17 protein-coding genes are annotated in these 16,065 nt (G+C 63.3%); 11 read left to right on the forward strand and 6 right to left on the reverse strand.

Features of this window, described 5'->3' with window-relative positions:
* Positions 1–151 precede the first annotated feature (151 nt).
* A complete protein-coding gene (locus tag NCS00_RS16660) occupies positions 152–316 on the forward strand; it encodes a hypothetical protein (RefSeq protein WP_250440546.1) in 165 nt (54 codons plus the stop codon).
* Positions 317–398: 82 nt separating this feature from the next.
* Here the strand turns inward: NCS00_RS16660 and NCS00_RS16665 are convergent, their stop codons facing one another.
* Positions 399–1,883: a Fic family protein gene (locus tag NCS00_RS16665; protein WP_008353549.1), complete on the reverse strand. Its 1,485-nt coding sequence runs from the start codon at positions 1,881–1,883 to the stop codon at positions 399–401.
* A 217-nt stretch (positions 1,884–2,100) separates the two neighbouring features.
* Here NCS00_RS16665 and NCS00_RS16670 point away from each other — a divergent pair, with 217 nt between their 5' ends.
* The 4 genes from NCS00_RS16670 to lra1 are packed head-to-tail and all read left to right on the forward strand — an operon-like array spanning position 2,101 to position 6,205.
* On the forward strand, positions 2,101–2,862 hold the full coding sequence (locus NCS00_RS16670; protein ID WP_250440547.1) for an SDR family oxidoreductase: 762 nt from the start codon (positions 2,101–2,103) through the stop codon (positions 2,860–2,862).
* A 22-nt stretch (positions 2,863–2,884) separates the two neighbouring features.
* On the forward strand, positions 2,885–4,204 hold the full coding sequence (locus NCS00_RS16675; RefSeq protein ID WP_008353546.1) for an MFS transporter: 1,320 nt from the start codon (positions 2,885–2,887) through the stop codon (positions 4,202–4,204).
* A gap of 29 nt (positions 4,205–4,233) precedes the next feature.
* Entirely contained in the window at positions 4,234–5,412 is a 1,179-nt protein-coding gene (gene rhmD / locus NCS00_RS16680) for an L-rhamnonate dehydratase (RefSeq protein ID WP_008353545.1), read from the forward strand.
* A 10-nt stretch (positions 5,413–5,422) separates the two neighbouring features.
* Positions 5,423–6,205, forward strand: coding sequence for an L-rhamnose 1-dehydrogenase Lra1 (gene lra1 / locus NCS00_RS16685; protein ID WP_250440548.1), 783 nt, complete (start codon positions 5,423–5,425; stop codon positions 6,203–6,205).
* Here lra1 and NCS00_RS16690 read toward each other — a convergent pair.
* Entirely contained in the window at positions 6,199–7,167 is a 969-nt protein-coding gene (locus NCS00_RS16690) for a LysR family transcriptional regulator (protein WP_008353543.1), read from the reverse strand. The two genes, lra1 and NCS00_RS16690, sit on opposite strands and share 7 nt — an antisense overlap.
* A 163-nt stretch (positions 7,168–7,330) precedes the next feature.
* Here NCS00_RS16690 and rhaM point away from each other — a divergent pair, with 163 nt between their 5' ends.
* The 6 genes from rhaM to rhaS are packed head-to-tail and all read left to right on the forward strand — an operon-like array spanning position 7,331 to position 13,189.
* A complete protein-coding gene (gene rhaM / locus NCS00_RS16695; protein ID WP_250440549.1) occupies positions 7,331–7,645 on the forward strand; it encodes an L-rhamnose mutarotase in 315 nt (104 codons plus the stop codon).
* Positions 7,646–7,676: 31 nt separating this feature from the next.
* Entirely contained in the window at positions 7,677–8,561 is an 885-nt protein-coding gene (locus tag NCS00_RS16700; RefSeq protein WP_250440550.1) for an amidohydrolase family protein, read from the forward strand.
* A gap of 10 nt (positions 8,562–8,571) precedes the next feature.
* Positions 8,572–10,086: a sugar ABC transporter ATP-binding protein gene (locus tag NCS00_RS16705; protein ID WP_250440551.1), complete on the forward strand. Its 1,515-nt coding sequence runs from the start codon at positions 8,572–8,574 to the stop codon at positions 10,084–10,086.
* Positions 10,086–11,126 carry an ABC transporter permease gene (locus NCS00_RS16710; protein ID WP_175979565.1) on the forward strand — a complete coding sequence of 347 codons (1,041 nt, stop codon included), beginning with the start codon at positions 10,086–10,088 and terminating at the stop codon, positions 11,124–11,126. Before NCS00_RS16705 ends, NCS00_RS16710 begins: the two co-directional genes overlap by 1 nt.
* Positions 11,119–12,123 (forward strand): ABC transporter permease, encoded by a 1,005-nt coding sequence (locus NCS00_RS16715; RefSeq protein ID WP_250440552.1) that lies wholly within the window; start codon positions 11,119–11,121, stop codon positions 12,121–12,123. The genes NCS00_RS16710 and NCS00_RS16715 overlap by 8 nt, the downstream gene beginning before the upstream one ends.
* A 52-nt stretch (positions 12,124–12,175) precedes the next feature.
* Positions 12,176–13,189, forward strand: a complete 1,014-nt coding sequence (rhaS, locus tag NCS00_RS16720) for a rhamnose ABC transporter substrate-binding protein (protein ID WP_008353534.1) — start codon at positions 12,176–12,178, stop codon at positions 13,187–13,189.
* Positions 13,190–13,369: 180 nt separating this feature from the next.
* Here the strand turns inward: rhaS and NCS00_RS16725 are convergent, their stop codons facing one another.
* The 4 genes from NCS00_RS16725 to NCS00_RS16740 all read right to left on the reverse strand — a co-directional run bounded on the left by NCS00_RS16725 (position 13,370) and on the right by NCS00_RS16740 (position 15,835).
* Positions 13,370–13,975, reverse strand: coding sequence for a copper-binding protein (locus NCS00_RS16725; protein ID WP_008353527.1), 606 nt, complete (start codon positions 13,973–13,975; stop codon positions 13,370–13,372).
* A 49-nt stretch (positions 13,976–14,024) separates the two neighbouring features.
* Positions 14,025–14,429 carry a helix-turn-helix domain-containing protein gene (locus NCS00_RS16730; RefSeq protein ID WP_008353526.1) on the reverse strand — a complete coding sequence of 135 codons (405 nt, stop codon included), beginning with the start codon at positions 14,427–14,429 and terminating at the stop codon, positions 14,025–14,027.
* A gap of 463 nt (positions 14,430–14,892) precedes the next feature.
* The gene (locus NCS00_RS16735; protein WP_008353524.1) at positions 14,893–15,225 is read right to left on the reverse strand and encodes an H-NS family nucleoid-associated regulatory protein; all 333 of its coding nucleotides are present in this window, start codon (positions 15,223–15,225) and stop codon (positions 14,893–14,895) included.
* 364 nt (positions 15,226–15,589) lie between these two features.
* Positions 15,590–15,835, reverse strand: a complete 246-nt coding sequence (locus tag NCS00_RS16740) for a hypothetical protein (protein WP_008353523.1) — start codon at positions 15,833–15,835, stop codon at positions 15,590–15,592.
* Positions 15,836–16,065 lie beyond the last annotated feature (230 nt).

Raw genomic sequence — 16,065 nt, forward strand, 5'->3', positions numbered from 1 at the left:
TAGCAACAGCCGTGCCTGGCACCACGATCCGGTGCGAATACGCACGCTCATCGAATCAAACGGGGTGAAAGTTCGCGAACGTTGAACGGAGTATTGTCGATTTTGGCGACAATTGGCGGCTTTACGCGGGATACACTGCGAGCATCATCGAATGGAGGTTGCCGTGCTCGTTGCTGCTTTCGTCATTTGCCCGCTCGGCGTGGCCGCGCTTTTCGGATTCGCGCTTTTTGCCGATAAGCATTTCAAGGATTCGGTCGCCATGCCGCGCGGCCACGTTTCCGGGGTGGAAAGGCCCGAGCGCCGGCAAACGCACTGACGGGCGAGGGAATCGAGATTTCTTCACGCCCAACGAGATATTTTGATTTTCGATGGATTTTTGGCGTTTGACTCGAGAAATCTTAACTTTCCGAGTCTGCCGCCCTGCTTGCGAACGCACCGTGCACCACTTCCTCGATTCGGTCGAGTACGGGGCGAGGAAGGTGCTGATACTGCTTCCTGCGATGCGCCGACAGGACCCCCTTGTTCGACTGAACCATCCGAATGAGCGCTGAAAGATCCTTTCGCGGCAAGTCGAACTCGTCGTTCAGTTGCGCAAAAGCGGCATCGTAGCCCTGAAGCCACGCGATCTCGCGCGGAATTTCCTCGCGCACGGCCTCCTTGATCATCGCGTGCAGAAACGCGACTTCACGATCCGCGTTGAAGAACCGATACGCGCGGCTCGAAGGCGCACTCAGTACGAGCGGCTCCGTCTCTACGCGACGGTAATTCCATAGTCGCGTGACCGGGCGCGAGAACGCCGTCAGCACGGCGTGGTAAGCCGGAATGTTTCGCTCCATCACAGCCGACACCGGAATCACGGTATCCGCGCCTAGCACGCCCGAGCGCGCAAGCACGTGTTGGATGAGAAATCGATGCAGCCGGCCGTTGCCATCGAAGAACGGATGCAGATAAACGAAGCCGAAGGCCGCGCAGGCGGCCTTCACGAGCACATCGGGGCACCGTTTCCGATCGTTGACGAAGGCTTCCCAATCGGTCATCACGCGTCGAAGATCGTCAACCGGCGCGGGAAAGAAGTCGATCCGGCCCGCAGCGTCCTCCAGCCAGTTTTGTCTCGTCCGATACGACGCTTCCTGGCTATACACGTCCCGCACGATCACGTTTTGCAACTGCACCAGCCATTCTTCGTCGATCTTCGCAGGCTCGCCCGCGCGCTTCAGAAGCTGCACAAAACGCTCTTGCTTGTCGGAGCTGGGGGTTTCGGATTCGATCGCGTAGCTGCCGCGCGTCTCCGATAAATACAGAAAAGCGAGCGCGCGCTTGTACAGATCGGGGTCCTGCATCGCGTCGAGCGCGCTTTGCGCTTCCAGAAGCAGGTCTCTCAAGGGCGGATCGTCCGGAATCGCGGCGCGGTGCACGACCGGACAAAACCACGGCGTGCCCGGCGCGTTATTGCGCACGCGGTAGCGAGGCGAATTCACGGGCTGCGGCGCCGTGTAATAGACATCGGGCGCAAAGAGGTCGACGTAACCGCCGCGGACGCTCACGCCCGCATCCAGTGCCTTGCCGGTCAGCCATTCCCACAGGAAACAGGCGCGGCGAATCTGCTCGCCGGAAGGCGTCGCGCGCAGACGGGCGATGAGTTCTTCCGGCTCGATATGCTCGAACGCGGCATCGATAATCTCGAGATTCACGCCTTCGTGGCGTAGCGCGAACTCCAGATGACCGACGGGCGTATCGTCGAACGCCACGCTGTTTGGAAACAGAATATGGCTCTCGCTGTCGACGCGCCGGTTTACCGACGAACTGGCGTACGCCAGCCTCCGCGGCGGCGTTACGCGCAGTTCGCCGATGGCGATGAGTCGGGAATAACCGATCGGTGTCATCGAGATTTCTTAACGTTTATCGAGAAATTATAACTTTAGGCGCGCTTCCGCGATTTGTATCGAGAAATCTTAACCCCCGCCCGCTTCGACTCCGCCACCGATCCGCTTTTGCTATCGAACGATCGCCCTTTCGAATTGTTGCGCTATTGCCGCCGGACTATAGTGCCTCTCACGGCATGACCATCCAAAGCAACGAACAACGAAAGGAGACACATCCATGAACCGTATCGACCTGGCGAACCGCGTCGTGATCGTCACGGGCGGCGCGCGCGGCATCGGCCTCGCTGTGGCGGAACGCGCGCTGCAGTCCGGCGCCGAGGTATCGCTCTGGGATGTCGACGGCGAGCGCCTCGCCCGCACGAGCGCCGAGCTCGCGGCAAACTACAGGGAGCGCAAAGTCAGCGACGCGGTCGTCGAACTGACCGAAGAATCCTCCGTCGATGCAGCCGTGAACAAGGCGCTGGCGGCGCACGGCAAGATCGACGTGCTCGTCAACAACGCGGGCATCACCGGTGGCAACGGCACGACCTGGGAACTCGCGCCCGACGTATGGCGGCGCGTGATCGATGTCAATCTGATCGGGCCGTACCTGACGTGCCGCGCCGTCGTGCCTCACATGCTGAAGTCGGGCTACGGGCGCATCGTCAATATCGCGTCGATCGCGGGCAAGGAAGGCAATCCGAACGCGTCGCACTACAGCGCGTCGAAGGCCGGATTGATCGGGCTCACGAAATCGCTCGGCAAGGAACTCGCGGGCAAGAACATCCTCGTGAACGCCGTCACGCCCGCCGCCGCCAGGACCGAAATCTTCGATTCGATGTCGCAGCAGCACATCGACTACATGCTCTCCAAAATTCCGATGAACCGCTTCCTGATGCCGGAAGAAGCTGCGTCGCTGATTCTGTGGCTCGCGTCCGAGGACTGCGCGTTCAGCACCGGCGCGGTGTTCGATCTGTCGGGCGGACGCGCGACGTACTGAAGCGCATCATCGGGAGACTCACATGAACCATTCCGCACAGGCGGAAGGCGCGGTCACGTCGCGTGTCATGCGCCGGCTGCTGCCGTTTCTGCTGCTCATGTACGTGCTCGCGTTTCTGGACCGCGCGAATATCGGCTTTGCTCAAAAGGCGCTGCAGCAGGACACCGGCCTCACGAACGCCGCGTTCGCCTTCGGCGCGGGCGTGTTTTTCGTCGGCTATGCGATTTTCGAAGTGCCGAGCAATCTGCTGTTGCATCGCGTCGGCGCAAAGCTGTGGATGTGCCGGATCATGGTGACGTGGGGCCTCGTCTCCGCGGCGATGGCCTTCGCGCATAACGCCACGACGTTCTATACCCTGCGCTTCCTGCTCGGCGTGGCGGAGGCGGGCTTCTTTCCCGGCATCGTCTATTACCTCACGCGCTGGTTTCCGCAATCGTCGCGCGCGCGTGCGCTCGGCGTGTTCTATTTCGGCGCGCCGCTCGCGTTCATCTTCGGCGCGCCGCTGTCCGGTCTGCTGCTCGATCTGCACGGCGCGTTCGGCCTGAAAGGGTGGCAATGGCTCTTTCTGGTCGAAGGACTGCTCGCGTCGATCGTCGGCGTGTGGGCGTTCTGGTATCTCGACGACGATCCCGCGAAAGCCCGCTGGCTTACGCCCGATCAGCGCGCGCTGCTCGCCAGCCGCCTCGACGACGATGCGCGCGCGGCGTCGTCGCACGGACCGCGCAGTGTGCTCGCGTCGCTCGTCGATCCGCGCGTGCTCGTGCTCTGTTGCGTGTACTTCCTGATTCAGGCGGCGGTGTACGGCGTCGTGTTCTATCTGCCGCAACAGGTGTCGGCGCTGCTCGGCACGAAAGTCGGATTTCGCGTGGGACTGGTGACGGCGCTGCCGTGGATGGCCGCCGTGATCGTGACGTGGATCGTGCCGCGCTACGCCGATCGCACCGGCCGGCATCGCGTGTGCGCGGTCGCGCTGCTCGCGATGTCGGGCGTCGCGATCGCCGTGTCGGGCATCGCGGGATCGCCGGTCGTGTCGCTGATCGCGCTGTGCTGCGCGGCGAGCGGCTTCATCGCCGCGCAACCGCTCTTCTGGACCTTTCCGACGCGTTATCTCACGGGCGCGGCCGCCGCGGCGGGCATCGCGCTCATCAATTCGCTGGGCGGACTCGGCGGCTTCTTTGCGCCGATGGCCCGCACCGCCGCCGAAGCCGCGTTCCATTCGGCGAGCGCGGGGCTGATGGTGTTGGCGGGCGCGAGCGTGCTCGCGGCGCTTGTCATCGTCGTGCTGGTGCGCGTGCCCGAACGTCATTCGATTACGCGCGGCGAAACCGCCAGCGCATCCTGAACAGAAAGAACAGAGAAGGAGACGAACACATGTCCATGCCGACGATCAAGCAAGTACGCGCTTTCACCGTTCGCGGCGGCGGCGCCGATTACCACGATCAGGGCGCCGATCATTGGATCGACGATCACATCGCCACGCCGATGGCCCGCTATCCCGAATATCGCGCGAGCCGCCAGTCGTTCGGGCTGAACGTGCTCGGCTCGCTCGTCGTCGAGATCGAAGCGAGTGACGGCACCGTCGGCTTCGCGGTGACGACGGGCGGCGAGATCGGCGCGTTCATCGTCGAGAAGCATCTGGCGCGCTTTCTCGAAGGCCAGCGCGTGACCGACATCGAAAAGATGTGGGATCAGATGTACAACGCGACGCTGTATTACGGGCGCAAGGGCATCGTGCTCAACGCGATTTCGGGCGTCGATCTTGCGCTGTGGGATTTGCTCGCGAAGGTGCGCCGTGAGCCGGTGTTCCATCTGCTCGGCGGACCGGTGCGCGACGAGTTGCAGTTCTATGCGACGGGCGCGCGTCCGGATCTCGCGAAGGAGATGGGTTTCATCGGCGGCAAGATGCCCTTGCAGCACGGCCCGGCGGAAGGCGAGGAAGGGCTGCACAAGAACATTGCGAAGCTCGCGGACATGCGCGCGAAAGTCGGCGACGATTTCTGGCTGATGTTCGATTGCTGGATGAGCCTCGATCTCAACTACGCGAAGCGCCTCGCGAACGCGGCGCGCGAGCACGGCCTGAAGTGGATCGAAGAAGCGCTGCCGCCCGACGACTACTGGGGCTATGCCGAACTGCGCCGTTCCGTGCCGGGCGGCATGATGGTGACGACCGGCGAGCACGAAGCGACGCGCTGGGGCTTTCGCATGCTGTTCGAAATGGGTTGCGCGGATCTCGTGCAGCCGGATGTCGGCTGGTGCGGTGGCATCACGGAGCTCATCAAGATTTCGGCGCTCGCGGACGCGCACAACGTGCTCGTCGTGCCGCACGGTTCGTCGGTGTACAGCTATCACTTCGTCGTGACGCGTCATAACTCGCCGTTCGCCGAGTTTCTGATGATGGCGCCCAAGGCCGATCAGGTCGTGCCGATGTTCACGCCCTTGCTGCTCGACGAACCCGTGCCGGTCAACGGCCGCATGAAGGTGCCGGAGACGCCGGGCTTCGGCGTGCGGCTGAATCCGGAATGCGCGTTGACGCGGCCTTACACACACTGAGGGGCATCGCATGTTGCTGGAGAACAAGGTCGTCGTAGTGACGGGCGGCTCGCGCGGCATCGGCCGTGCGATCGCGCTCGCGAGCGCGCGCGAAGGCGCGGACGTCGCGATCAACTACTGGCGCGACAACGACACGTCTTACGGGAAGGCGTCGGCGGTGGAATCGATCGTCGGCGAGATCGAGGCGCTCGGGCGGCGCGCGATCGCGGTCGAAGGCAACGTCGCCGAGCGCGAGACCGGCATGGAACTGATCCGGCGCACGGTGGAAGCGTTCGGGCGCGTCGATGTGCTGTCGAGCAACGCGGGCATCTGTCCGTTTCACGCGTTCCTCGACATGCCGGCTTCTGTCTATGAAACCACGGTCGCCGTGAATCTGAACGGCGCGTTCTACGTCACGCAGGCCGCCGCGAACCAGATGAAAGCGCAGGGCACGGGCGGTGCGATCGTCGCGACGAGTTCGATCAGCGCGCTCGTCGGCGGCGGCATGCAGACGCATTACACGCCGACCAAGGCGGGCGTGCATTCGCTGATGCAATCCTGCGCGATCGCGTTGGGACCGTACGGCATCCGCTGCAATTCGGTGATGCCCGGCACGATCGCGACGGACCTCAACGCCGACGATCTCTCGAACGAGGACAAGCGCGCCTACATGGAAAAACGCATCCCGCTCGGACGTCTCGGCGCACCGGACGATGTCGCGCAGTGCGTCGTGTTTCTGGCTTCGGATCGGGCGCGCTATGTGACGGGCGCGTCCTTGCTCGTCGATGGCGGGCTGTTCGTGAACCTTCAGTGACGCGACGACGCCGAGTACTTGCGCAACAACGCGATGAAGTACTCGGCCGGTTCGCTCAAGGTTTCGAACTTGCGCCGCAACAAGCCGAATCCGGACAGGCTCTTGCCGATCTCGATCGGCAGTTCGATCAGCAATTGCGCGCGCAGATAGTCGCGCACGACTGATTCCGGCAGCATCGCGACGGCTTCGCTGTTTTGCAGGAGTTGCAGCGTCGCGAAGATCGACGCGCATTCGACGATATCGGCGGGCGTCGTCAGCCCGGCGCGCGCGAGTTCGTCTTCGAAGAGGCCGCGCGCGGGACTCGTGATCGGTTGCAGAATCCAGGGCCAGCCGACGAGCGTTTGCAGCTCGAGCGAAGCCTTGTCCGCCAACGGATGCCCCGCGCGCACGACAAGCCGCATCGCTTCGCGCGCGAGCGGCTCGAAGTCGAAATCGTTGTGCTGCAACGGCGTGGTGAGGCGTCCGAGCGCGAGGTCGACTTCGCGGCGATGCAGCAATTGCACAACCTGATCGCTCGTCTCGCCGAGAATGCGCACGTTCAGTAGCGGACGTTCGGATTTCAATTCGGTGACGGCCATCGCGAGCACGTCGGGCGCTGCGCCCATGATCGCGCCGACCGTCAGTTGACCGTGACCGCCGCGGCGCTTGGCGTCGAGATCGTCGGCGAAGCGCGTCAGGTCCGCGAGCGAGCGGCGCGCGTAAGCGAGCGCGGCGGTGCCGAGCGGCGTCGGCTGCATGCCGCGTGCATTGCGCTCGAAGAGCAGAAAGCCGAATGCTTCCTCGATGTCGGCGAGCATACGGCTCGCGCTCGGCTGCGCGACGTTGATCGCGTCGGCGGCCTGATGCAGATTGCGCGCGTCGTCGAGCGCGACGAGAAGGGCGAGATGTTTGAACTTCAGCCGATTGACGAGCGCGATCGGTGAAAGGCTGGACGACACACTTTGGGACACGTTCTGGTTCATTCGACAGTCCGCTCGAAACCGCGCGATGATAAGGCGCAGCGATACGTTTTTGCGATCGGCCAATCCTGCAATCGGATTGTCGTGTTATCGGTCGGCGAATTATAGTCGCAGCACAACGAGTCCCGAACACAGGGATTCACCAAACATAAAAAGGCGGTCCGCCATGGAGACAGTGGCATTTCGCATGACCCTCAAGCCGGGCATGCGCGACGAATACGAGAAGCGTCATCGCGAGATATGGCCGGAACTGGCCGATGCGTTGCGCGCCGCCGGAATCCGCGATTACCGGATCTTTCTGGACGACTCGAACGGGCATCTCTTCGCCATTTATCAGCGCACCGACACGCACACGACCGATGCGTTGCCGACGCTGCCCATCATGCGCAAGTGGTGGAACCTCATGGCCGAGTTGATGGACACGCACGCGGACAATTCGCCCGTGACGACGCCGCTCGTGCCGGTCTTTCATCTTCCCTGAAACGTTCGCCTCTTTCGCGAGGAACGCCATCATGCAGGTCGTCGATCCGCACATTCATTTGTGGGACTTGAAGACGCATCATTACCCGTGGCTTGCGAATCCGCAGACGTCGTTCGTCGGCGATGCGCGCGACTTGCAGCACGACTATCTGCTCACCGATCTGCTGCGCGATGCCGAAGACATCGAAGTGCTGAAGCTCGTGCACGTCGATGCAAATCACGATCCCGCCGATCCCGTCGAGGAAACGCGCTGGCTTCAATCGATCGCGGATATCGAAGGCATGCCGAACGGCATCGTCGCGGGCGCGGATCTGTCGGCGGATAACGCGCAGCAAGTGCTCGAAGCGCATGCGGCGTTCGCCAATACGCGCGGCATCCGCCAGATTCTCAACGTGCATGACAGCAAGCTCTACGACTACGTCGGGCGTCATTACATGCGCGAGCCGCAATGGCGCAGGCACTTCGGCTTGCTCAAGCGCTTCGGCATGTCGTTCGATCTGCAGCTTTATCCATCGCAGATGAAAGAGGCGGCGCAACTCGCGCGCGAGCATGCGGATACGCAATTCATCGTCAATCACGCGGGCATGTTCGTGGATCGCGCATCGACGCAAGGTTATCGCGCGTGGCGCGACGGCATGCGCTTGCTGGCCGCTTGCCCGAACGTCGCGGTGAAGCTGAGCGGCTTTGCGATGTTCGATCACGGCTGGACTATCGAAAGCCTGCGTCCTTACGTGCACGAGACGATCGATACGTTCGGCGTCGAGCGCGCGATGTTCGCATCGAACTTTCCGGTGGATCGGCTGTTCGGCACGTACACGGCGTTGTGGAACGCGTATGCGCGCATCGTCGCCGACGCGAGCGACAGCGAGAAAGCAGCGCTCTTCGTGCGCAACGCGGAACGCATCTACCGCATCTGAGGAAAACGACATGACGACGCCACGTCTTGAACTGAGACACGCCAGCAAATCGTTCGGCCGCGTGCGCGCGCTCGGCGACGGCAGCCTGCAACTCTTTCCCGGCGAAGTGCACGCGCTGCTCGGCGAAAACGGCGCGGGCAAATCGACGCTCGTGAAGTTGCTCGCGGGCGTCTATCAGCCGGATGCGGGTGAGTTGCTCGTCGAAGGCGAGGCGCGCCGCTTCGCGAATCCGGCGCAAGCGCGCGATGCGGGCATCGCCGTGATCTATCAGGAGCCGACGCTTTTCGCCGATCTTTCCATCGCCGAGAACATTTACATGGGCCGCCAGCCGCGCGATCGCTTCGGGCGCATTCGCTACGACGAGATGCATCGCGAAGTCGATGCGTTGCTCGCGTCGCTCGGCGTGAATCTGCGCGCGCAACGGCTCGTGCGCGGATTGTCGATCGCGGATCAGCAAGTCGTGGAAATCGCGAAGGCGCTGTCGCTCGACGCGAACGTGCTCATCATGGACGAGCCGACGGCCGCGCTTTCGCTGCCCGAAGTCGAGCGGCTCTTCGCGATCGTGCGTGCGTTGCGCGAGCGCGATGCCGCGATTCTCTTCATCACGCATCGTCTCGATGAAGTGTTCGCGCTGACGCAGCGCATGACGATCATGCGCGACGGCATGAAGGTCCACGACGCGCTCACCGAGAACATGAACATCGATGCGATCGTGAGCAAAATGGTCGGCCGCGATCTCGACACGTTCTATCCGAAAGCCGATGTCGCGCCCGGCGACGTGCGTCTTTCGGTGCGCAATCTCACGCGCGAAGGCGTGTTCAAGAACGTGTCCTTCGATGTGCGCGCGGGCGAGATCGTCGCGCTCGCGGGACTCGTCGGCGCGGGACGAAGCGAAGTGGCGCGCGCGATCTTCGGCATCGATCCGGTCGATGGCGGCGAGGTGAAGATCGCCGGCAAGAAGCTCGCGCTTGGGCATCCGGCGGCGGCGGTGCGCGCCGGGCTCGCGCTGGTGCCGGAAGATCGTCGCGCGCAAGGGCTCGCGCTGGAGTTGAGCATTGCGCGCAACGCATCGCTGACGGTGCTCGGCCGATTGATGCGCCACGGGCTCATCACGGCGAGAAGCGAATCGACGCTCGCCGCCGACTGGGGCAAGCGCCTGCGTCTGAAGGCCAGCGATCTCGATGCGCCCGTCGGCACGCTGTCGGGCGGCAATCAGCAGAAGGTCGTGCTCGGCAAATGGCTCGCGACGAATCCGAAGGTGCTCGTCATCGACGAACCGACGCGTGGCATCGACGTGGGCGCGAAAGCGGAGGTGTATCGCACGCTCGCCGAACTCGTCAGAGAAGGCATGGCCGTGCTGATGATTTCCAGCGAGCTGCCCGAAGTGCTCGGCATGGCCGATCGCGTGCTCGTGATGCACGAAGGCCGCATCAGCGCCGATATCGCGCGCGCCGAGGCGAACGAAGAACGCGTAATGAGCGCTGCGCTGGGCGCATCGCCTGCCGTTTTGGGGCACGCAGCATGATGACTCGACATACATCTTCACTCCCCGCGATGCACGCCGCCGATACGAAGCGCGAAAGCCTCGCGGTCACGATCGCGAAGAGCCGCGAGCTGACGCTCTTCATCGTGCTGCTCGTGCTGATCGGCGCGACCGGCGCGGTGAAGCCCGATTTCCTGAACCTGCAGAACCTGCGCGACGTGCTGCTCAACGTGTCGATCATCGGCCTGCTGACGGCGGGCATGACGATCGTGATGCTGATGCGGCATATCGATCTGTCGGTGGCGTCGGTCGTCGGCGTGAGCGCGTATGGCGTCGGCAGCCTCTTCGTCATGTTCCCGCACATGCCGGTGATCGTGGCGATGTTCGCGGGAATCGGCATCGGCTTCGTGATCGGCGCGGTGAACGGCGCGCTCGTCACGTTCGGGCGCGTGCCGTCGCTCGTCGCGACGCTCTCGACGCTCTATATCGTGCGCGGCGCGGATTACGCGTGGGTCCACGGCGGCCAGATCAACGCGACGAGCCTGCCCGACGCATTCGCGTCCATCGCGACGGGCTCGCTTATCGGCGTGCCGAATCTCGTGCTGATCGCGCTCGTCGTGCTGATCGCGCTGTCGGTGTATCTGAAGCAGTATCGCGGCGGGCGCGAGCATTATGCGATCGGCTCGAATCCCGAGGCCGCGCGTCTTGCGGGCATACGCGTGGATCGCCGCGTGATGATCGGCTTCCTGCTTTCCGGCGCGATCGCGGGGCTCGCGGGCGTGCTGTGGCTCGCGCGTTTCGGCACCGTCGATGCCAGCACGGCGAAGGGCATCGAACTGCAAGTCGTCGCCGCGGCGGTCGTGGGCAGCGTCGCGATCACGGGTGGCGTCGGGACCATCGCCGGCGCGACGCTCGGTGCGCTCGTGCTCGGCGTCATCAACATCGCACTGGTGGTGCTGCGCGTGTCGCCGTTCTGGCAGCAGGCGATTCAAGGCGCGCTGATCGTCGCGGCGATCGCGCTCGATACCTTGCTCGCGCGTTCCGTCGCGCGCCGCATGATGAGGAAACGCGATCATGGCTAAACCCGATTCCGCTCTGTCCACGACGAAACGCCGCCCTCTGCAATGGGAAGCGATGCTCGCGATCGTGCTCGTCGTATCGCTCGTCGCCGGGCGCGTGCTGTCGCCGTTGTTCCTGTCGACGGCGAACATCTCGAACATGCTCGCCGACTTCACCGAGATCGCATTGATCGCGCTGCCGATGACGCTCGTCATCGTCGCGGCGGAGATCGATTTGTCGGTGGCGTCGGTGCTCGGCGCATCGAGCGCGCTGATGGGCGTGCTGTGGCACATGGGCTTGCCGATGCCGCTCGTGATCGTCCTCGTGCTCGCGTTCGGCACGCTTGCTGGCCTGCTCAACGGCCTCGTGATCGTGCGCTTCAGTCTGCCATCGCTCGCGGTGACGATCGGCACGCTCGCGCTTTTTCGCGGCCTTGCGTACGTGCTGCTCGGCGATCAGGCGATCGCGGATTTTCCCGCGTCGTACACGGCGTTCGGCATCGATACGGTCGGCGACACCTTCCTGCCGATGCCGTTCGTCCTCGTCATTGCAGGCGCGATCATCTTCACGGTCTTGCTGCAAGCGACGCCTTTCGGCCGCAGCCTCTTCGCGATCGGCGCGAATCCGACGGCCGCGCAATTTTCCGGCATCGATGTGGCGAAGACGAAGCTGAAGCTCTTCATGATGTCGGGCGCGATGGCGGCGCTCGCGGGCATCGTCTACACGCTGCGCTTCACGAGCGCGCGCGGCGATAACGGCGAAGGCTTCGAGCTTTCGGTGATCGCGGCGGTGCTGTTCGGCGGCGTGAGCATCTTCGGCGGACGCGGCTCGATGATCGGCGTGCTGCTGTCGCTCGTCATCATCGGCGTGCTGCGCAATGCGCTGACGCTCGCGGACGTATCGAGCGAAACGCTCACCATCGTGACGGGCGCGCTGCTGCTTTCGTCGGTGCTGATCCCGAATCTCGTCGCGCGCTGGCGGGCCGCGCGCGAGAAGCGTCTGATGGCGCAGGCGCTTTGAACGTCGTAATCAACCAGCGCAGCCAATGCGCAATGACAGGAGACATGCCAACATGAATAAACCTCATCGATTCCTGCGCGGGCCGGCGCTGGCGGCGGCCTTTCTCGCGGCGACCGTGGCGCTTTCGGCAAGCGCCGCCGATATCAAGAGCGGCCTGAAGATCGCTTTCCTGCCGAAGCAGATCAACAACCCGTACGAAGTGATCGCCGACGACGGCGGCATGGCCGCGATCAAGGAGCTCAAGGGCGATGGCAAGGTCGTGGGTCCGTCGGATGCGGGCGCGTCGTCGCAGGTGAGCTACATCAACACGCTCATCACGCAGCGGCAGAACGCGATCGTGATCGCGGCGAACGATGCCAACGCGGTCGTGCCGTATCTCAAGAAGGCGATGTCGCAAGGGATCAAGGTCGTGACCTTCGACTCGGACACGGCGCCCGATGGCCGGCAGATCTTCGTCAATCAGGCCGATTCGGAAGCGATCGGGCGCGGACAGATCCAGTTGCTGTCGAAGCTGATCGGCGGCGAGGGCGAATTCGCGATTCTCTCGGCGACGCCCAATGCGACGAATCAGAACACCTGGATCAAGTGGATGCAGGAGGAACTGAAGAAGCCCGAATATTCGAAGATGAAGCTCGTGAAGATCGCGTACGGCAACGACGACGATCAGAAGTCCTTCGTCGAGACGCAGGGCTTGTTGCAGGCTTATCCGAACCTGAAGGGTATCGTCGCGCCGACATCGGTCGGGATCGCGGCGGCGGCGCGCTATATCTCCAGTTCGCCGGCGAAGGGCAAGGTCGTCGTGACGGGCCTCGGCACGCCGAATCAGATGCGCGCGTTCGTGAAGAACGGCACGGTCAAGGCGTTCCAGTTGTGGGATCCGGGTCAACTGGGTTATCTCGCGGCGTTCGCGGCGGCCAATCTCGCATCGGGGACGATCACCGGCAAGGAAGGCGATTCGTTCGAGGCGGGCAAGCTGGGCAAGCGCACGGTCGGCAAGAGCGGGGAAGTGATTCTCGGCCCGCCGACGACCTTCGATGCCGCGAATATCGACAACTTCAATTTCTGACGCGAAGGGCGCGCTTCGAGCCTGAGAGGATGACGAAACGCCCTGCGGGGCGTTTCGTTTTTCAGCGGCTGCCGCGTTGTCGATGCACGAAGGAAAAGCCTTTGCGATCAAAGCGTTGAGGCGATGCTCCCACGGCTATCCACAAGGCTCTCCACAAAAACTGTGGACAACCGCACACATTCATTTGATCCCCTGGCCGCCGCGCATCACCTGCACGGCGGTCGCCGATTCGAACCGCGCGTGCACCATATCCCCGGATTTCAACCCGGCGAGCGGCACATCCGGCGCGGCTTGCAGCGTCACCGTCTTGTTCGGCCCGCGCAGCGTGATGCGCCGGTTCTTCGCATCGACGCGCTCGATCGTCCCGATCACCTCGACGACGCGCGCCTCCGCCGCCACGCCCCCGGACGCGGGAATCAACGCGTCCGTGTCGATGCGCTCGCGGATGCCGTTCGACTTCACCTTCGTCGCGCTCACGAGCACCGCGCTGCGATATTCGATGTTCACGATATCGCCGAGCTGAAGTTTCTTCACATCGCCGACTTCGGGATTCACCGCCACTTCGACGACGCGCCCGCCCGGACCCTGCAGCGACACGCTGTTCGTCGTCGGATCGATGCCGACTACGCGCGCCTGCACCTGCGCGATGGCCGCCGCGCCGCGCGTCGTCGGGGCGGACGCGGCATCGTCGGCGGATGCGCTTCCGATCGCGCCGAGAGCGAGCGCCACGCAGGCGGCGAGGATCCTGACCGAACGATGCGAAGCTTGAGATGACGAGCGGAACATGCCGTGCCTCCTTATGTTCGTGTTGCTTCAGTCAACTTGCGGAACGCGCTCAGCGGCGCGACTTCGACAGCAAATGTCCGAGCCCGAGGTTCGTCGCGATCTGCCAGATATAGACGCGCGAGTAACGCACGCCGTAGCGCCGCTCGATCAGTTCGCGCAGACGCGCATTGGTCCACGTATCGCTCTCGAAACCGTGCGCGCGCGCGGGCCCACGCAGCGCGGCGGCGATCCAGTCGAGCGCCTCGCGATCCAGCACCGACGCGCGCCCGCCGACGCCCATCTTGCCGAGCGCGTCGAGGCCGCCTTCGTCGACGATCGCCTTGTAACGCCGCACCGTTTGCAAGGAAAGATGCAGCGCCTCGGCCACCGCCTCGACCGACGCGCCACCGAGCAGCATGCGTCCGGCCGTCATGCGCCGCACGACGCTCGGCAGTGTGTCGGGACGGGAGAGCATGGCGCGCGCCGCTCGATCGTTAGGATTACTTCGGTTGACCGGGACGTCAGGCGCCACTGTGCGAACCCGAGCCGGTGCCTCGCGCGCGTTCCTGTGCCGGTCGATGCCGGCGAGCGGCGGGTGCAACGTTGCGGCGTCCGTATGCGTTCATGCGTGCCCCCTGGTCGAATGGAGACGGCGGGACTTGATCGGGCGTGCTTGACGTCAGGCCGATGCGTGGCTCGAATAGGAGCCGACTTACAGAGAAGTATCAATAAACGTTTTCAGGCTCGATGGGCAACCATCGGCGAAAATTTTTTGGGCTTGATAAATCCCTGTGAATTGCCTATGAACGCTGCCTATGAGCAGCGAAAACGCGACCGGCGAGCGCGCTGGGCGCAATGTACCGGGTCTGCGTTTCAAAGGACGCGCGCGAACCGCCGCGAGCGAGGCGCGGCCTGCCTCGGCAATGTGCCGACGACGCTCAAACGCGATAAAACTCAATGTCCTGCCCGGCGTGCACTGCACGCTTGAGCCACTCGGGCATATCGCCGATGCCGTCCCACGTATCGCCGCTCGCGTTTCGGAATATCGGCGCCCCGGCATCCGACGAATGCGGTATCAGGGGCAATTGCGGCATCGGCCGCTTTGCCTTGGGTGCGCCATGAGTTCCGTTGGTCTTGGTGAAGGAGGGCGGCGGCGGATTCTCCGCCGGCGCTTCGGCCAATGCTTCGGCCAACGCTCTTTCCGAAATGCCGAACTCAGCCATTCGGCTGCGCAAATACGCAATGATGCTGTCTCGCTTTCTTTCGTCCACGGCTTTCCTGATTCAGCTTTTTGATTTTCAGAGGACGAACCGAAACCCCGCGCGGACCGGGGCGGTTCGATGACTTGAATATATGTGTTTTATGAAGCGTGACGCAGCGCATGGCACGCGTCAATTAGTGTATTACCGCACGCCTATTAATTCGCGCGATGACTTTGCCTTTAATGTGTGCATTGCCACCAATGCGAACGTTCGCCCGCCCGAGCATCGCCGTGACGGACGCGCGAACGGGAAGCGCGCGGAACGTCACGTGGGGAGCCACGAACCGATGGCGAAGCCGCTCCGCCAATTCCGCATGGCGGCCGAAACCTCGCTAACTCTATTGTATGCTGCCGATGGCAACTATTAAAACGTTTTAACGACTGTGTTGTTCCCCAGGTAATTCGGCACCGTGCGCGCGAATGGCGGCAATCAGCTCCGCGGGCGTAATTTCATAACGCACTTCGCGGTGAATGCCGGGTTTGCGCTCATCGATTTCAATCAGCAGTACGGCTTTGCCGTCCGCTGCCGGTTCGAGGCGCAGCGAACGCACTTCCTGTCCGCTGGCATCGTCGTATTCCGTCAGGAGCGTCATGGCGCCAGTGGCGGCGCTTCTCGGCATCGACATTCTTCCTCCCGTCTTGCGACGTCGTTGTTGTTGTGTCGCCGCGCCGAACACCGGCATGCACGAATATCGGGCGCGCCATGCGGAGTTTCAACTTGGCAAGTGAAGCGGACGCGAAGGATGGCGCGGCCCGCGCCGTCCTCCGGTATCTCATTATTGCCTGTCAAAAGCGCGCGCGTAAAGCGGGAGACCCGTCGAAGCCTTGCGACCCCTAATTTTCTCTGCTC

Source organism: Caballeronia sp. AZ1_KS37 (assembly GCF_023631165.1).
GTDB classification, from domain to species: domain Bacteria; phylum Pseudomonadota; class Gammaproteobacteria; order Burkholderiales; family Burkholderiaceae; genus Caballeronia; species Caballeronia zhejiangensis.

Coding starts and splice junctions, on each gene's coding strand:
- NCS00_RS16660 (WP_250440546.1), top strand. CDS start 152: ATGGAGGTTGCCGTGCTCGTTGCTGCTTTCGTCATTTGCCCGCTCGGC.
- NCS00_RS16665 (WP_008353549.1), bottom strand. CDS start 1,883: ATGACACCGATCGGTTATTCCCGACTCATCGCCATCGGCGAACTGCGC.
- NCS00_RS16670 (WP_250440547.1), top strand. CDS start 2,101: ATGAACCGTATCGACCTGGCGAACCGCGTCGTGATCGTCACGGGCGGC.
- NCS00_RS16675 (WP_008353546.1), top strand. CDS start 2,885: ATGAACCATTCCGCACAGGCGGAAGGCGCGGTCACGTCGCGTGTCATG.
- rhmD (WP_008353545.1), top strand. CDS start 4,234: ATGTCCATGCCGACGATCAAGCAAGTACGCGCTTTCACCGTTCGCGGC.
- lra1 (WP_250440548.1), top strand. CDS start 5,423: ATGTTGCTGGAGAACAAGGTCGTCGTAGTGACGGGCGGCTCGCGCGGC.
- NCS00_RS16690 (WP_008353543.1), bottom strand. CDS start 7,167: ATGAACCAGAACGTGTCCCAAAGTGTGTCGTCCAGCCTTTCACCGATC.
- rhaM (WP_250440549.1), top strand. CDS start 7,331: ATGGAGACAGTGGCATTTCGCATGACCCTCAAGCCGGGCATGCGCGAC.
- NCS00_RS16700 (WP_250440550.1), top strand. CDS start 7,677: ATGCAGGTCGTCGATCCGCACATTCATTTGTGGGACTTGAAGACGCAT.
- NCS00_RS16705 (WP_250440551.1), top strand. CDS start 8,572: ATGACGACGCCACGTCTTGAACTGAGACACGCCAGCAAATCGTTCGGC.
- NCS00_RS16710 (WP_175979565.1), top strand. CDS start 10,086: ATGACTCGACATACATCTTCACTCCCCGCGATGCACGCCGCCGATACG.
- NCS00_RS16715 (WP_250440552.1), top strand. CDS start 11,119: ATGGCTAAACCCGATTCCGCTCTGTCCACGACGAAACGCCGCCCTCTG.
- rhaS (WP_008353534.1), top strand. CDS start 12,176: ATGAATAAACCTCATCGATTCCTGCGCGGGCCGGCGCTGGCGGCGGCC.
- NCS00_RS16725 (WP_008353527.1), bottom strand. CDS start 13,975: ATGTTCCGCTCGTCATCTCAAGCTTCGCATCGTTCGGTCAGGATCCTC.
- NCS00_RS16730 (WP_008353526.1), bottom strand. CDS start 14,429: ATGCTCTCCCGTCCCGACACACTGCCGAGCGTCGTGCGGCGCATGACG.
- NCS00_RS16740 (WP_008353523.1), bottom strand. CDS start 15,835: ATGCCGAGAAGCGCCGCCACTGGCGCCATGACGCTCCTGACGGAATAC.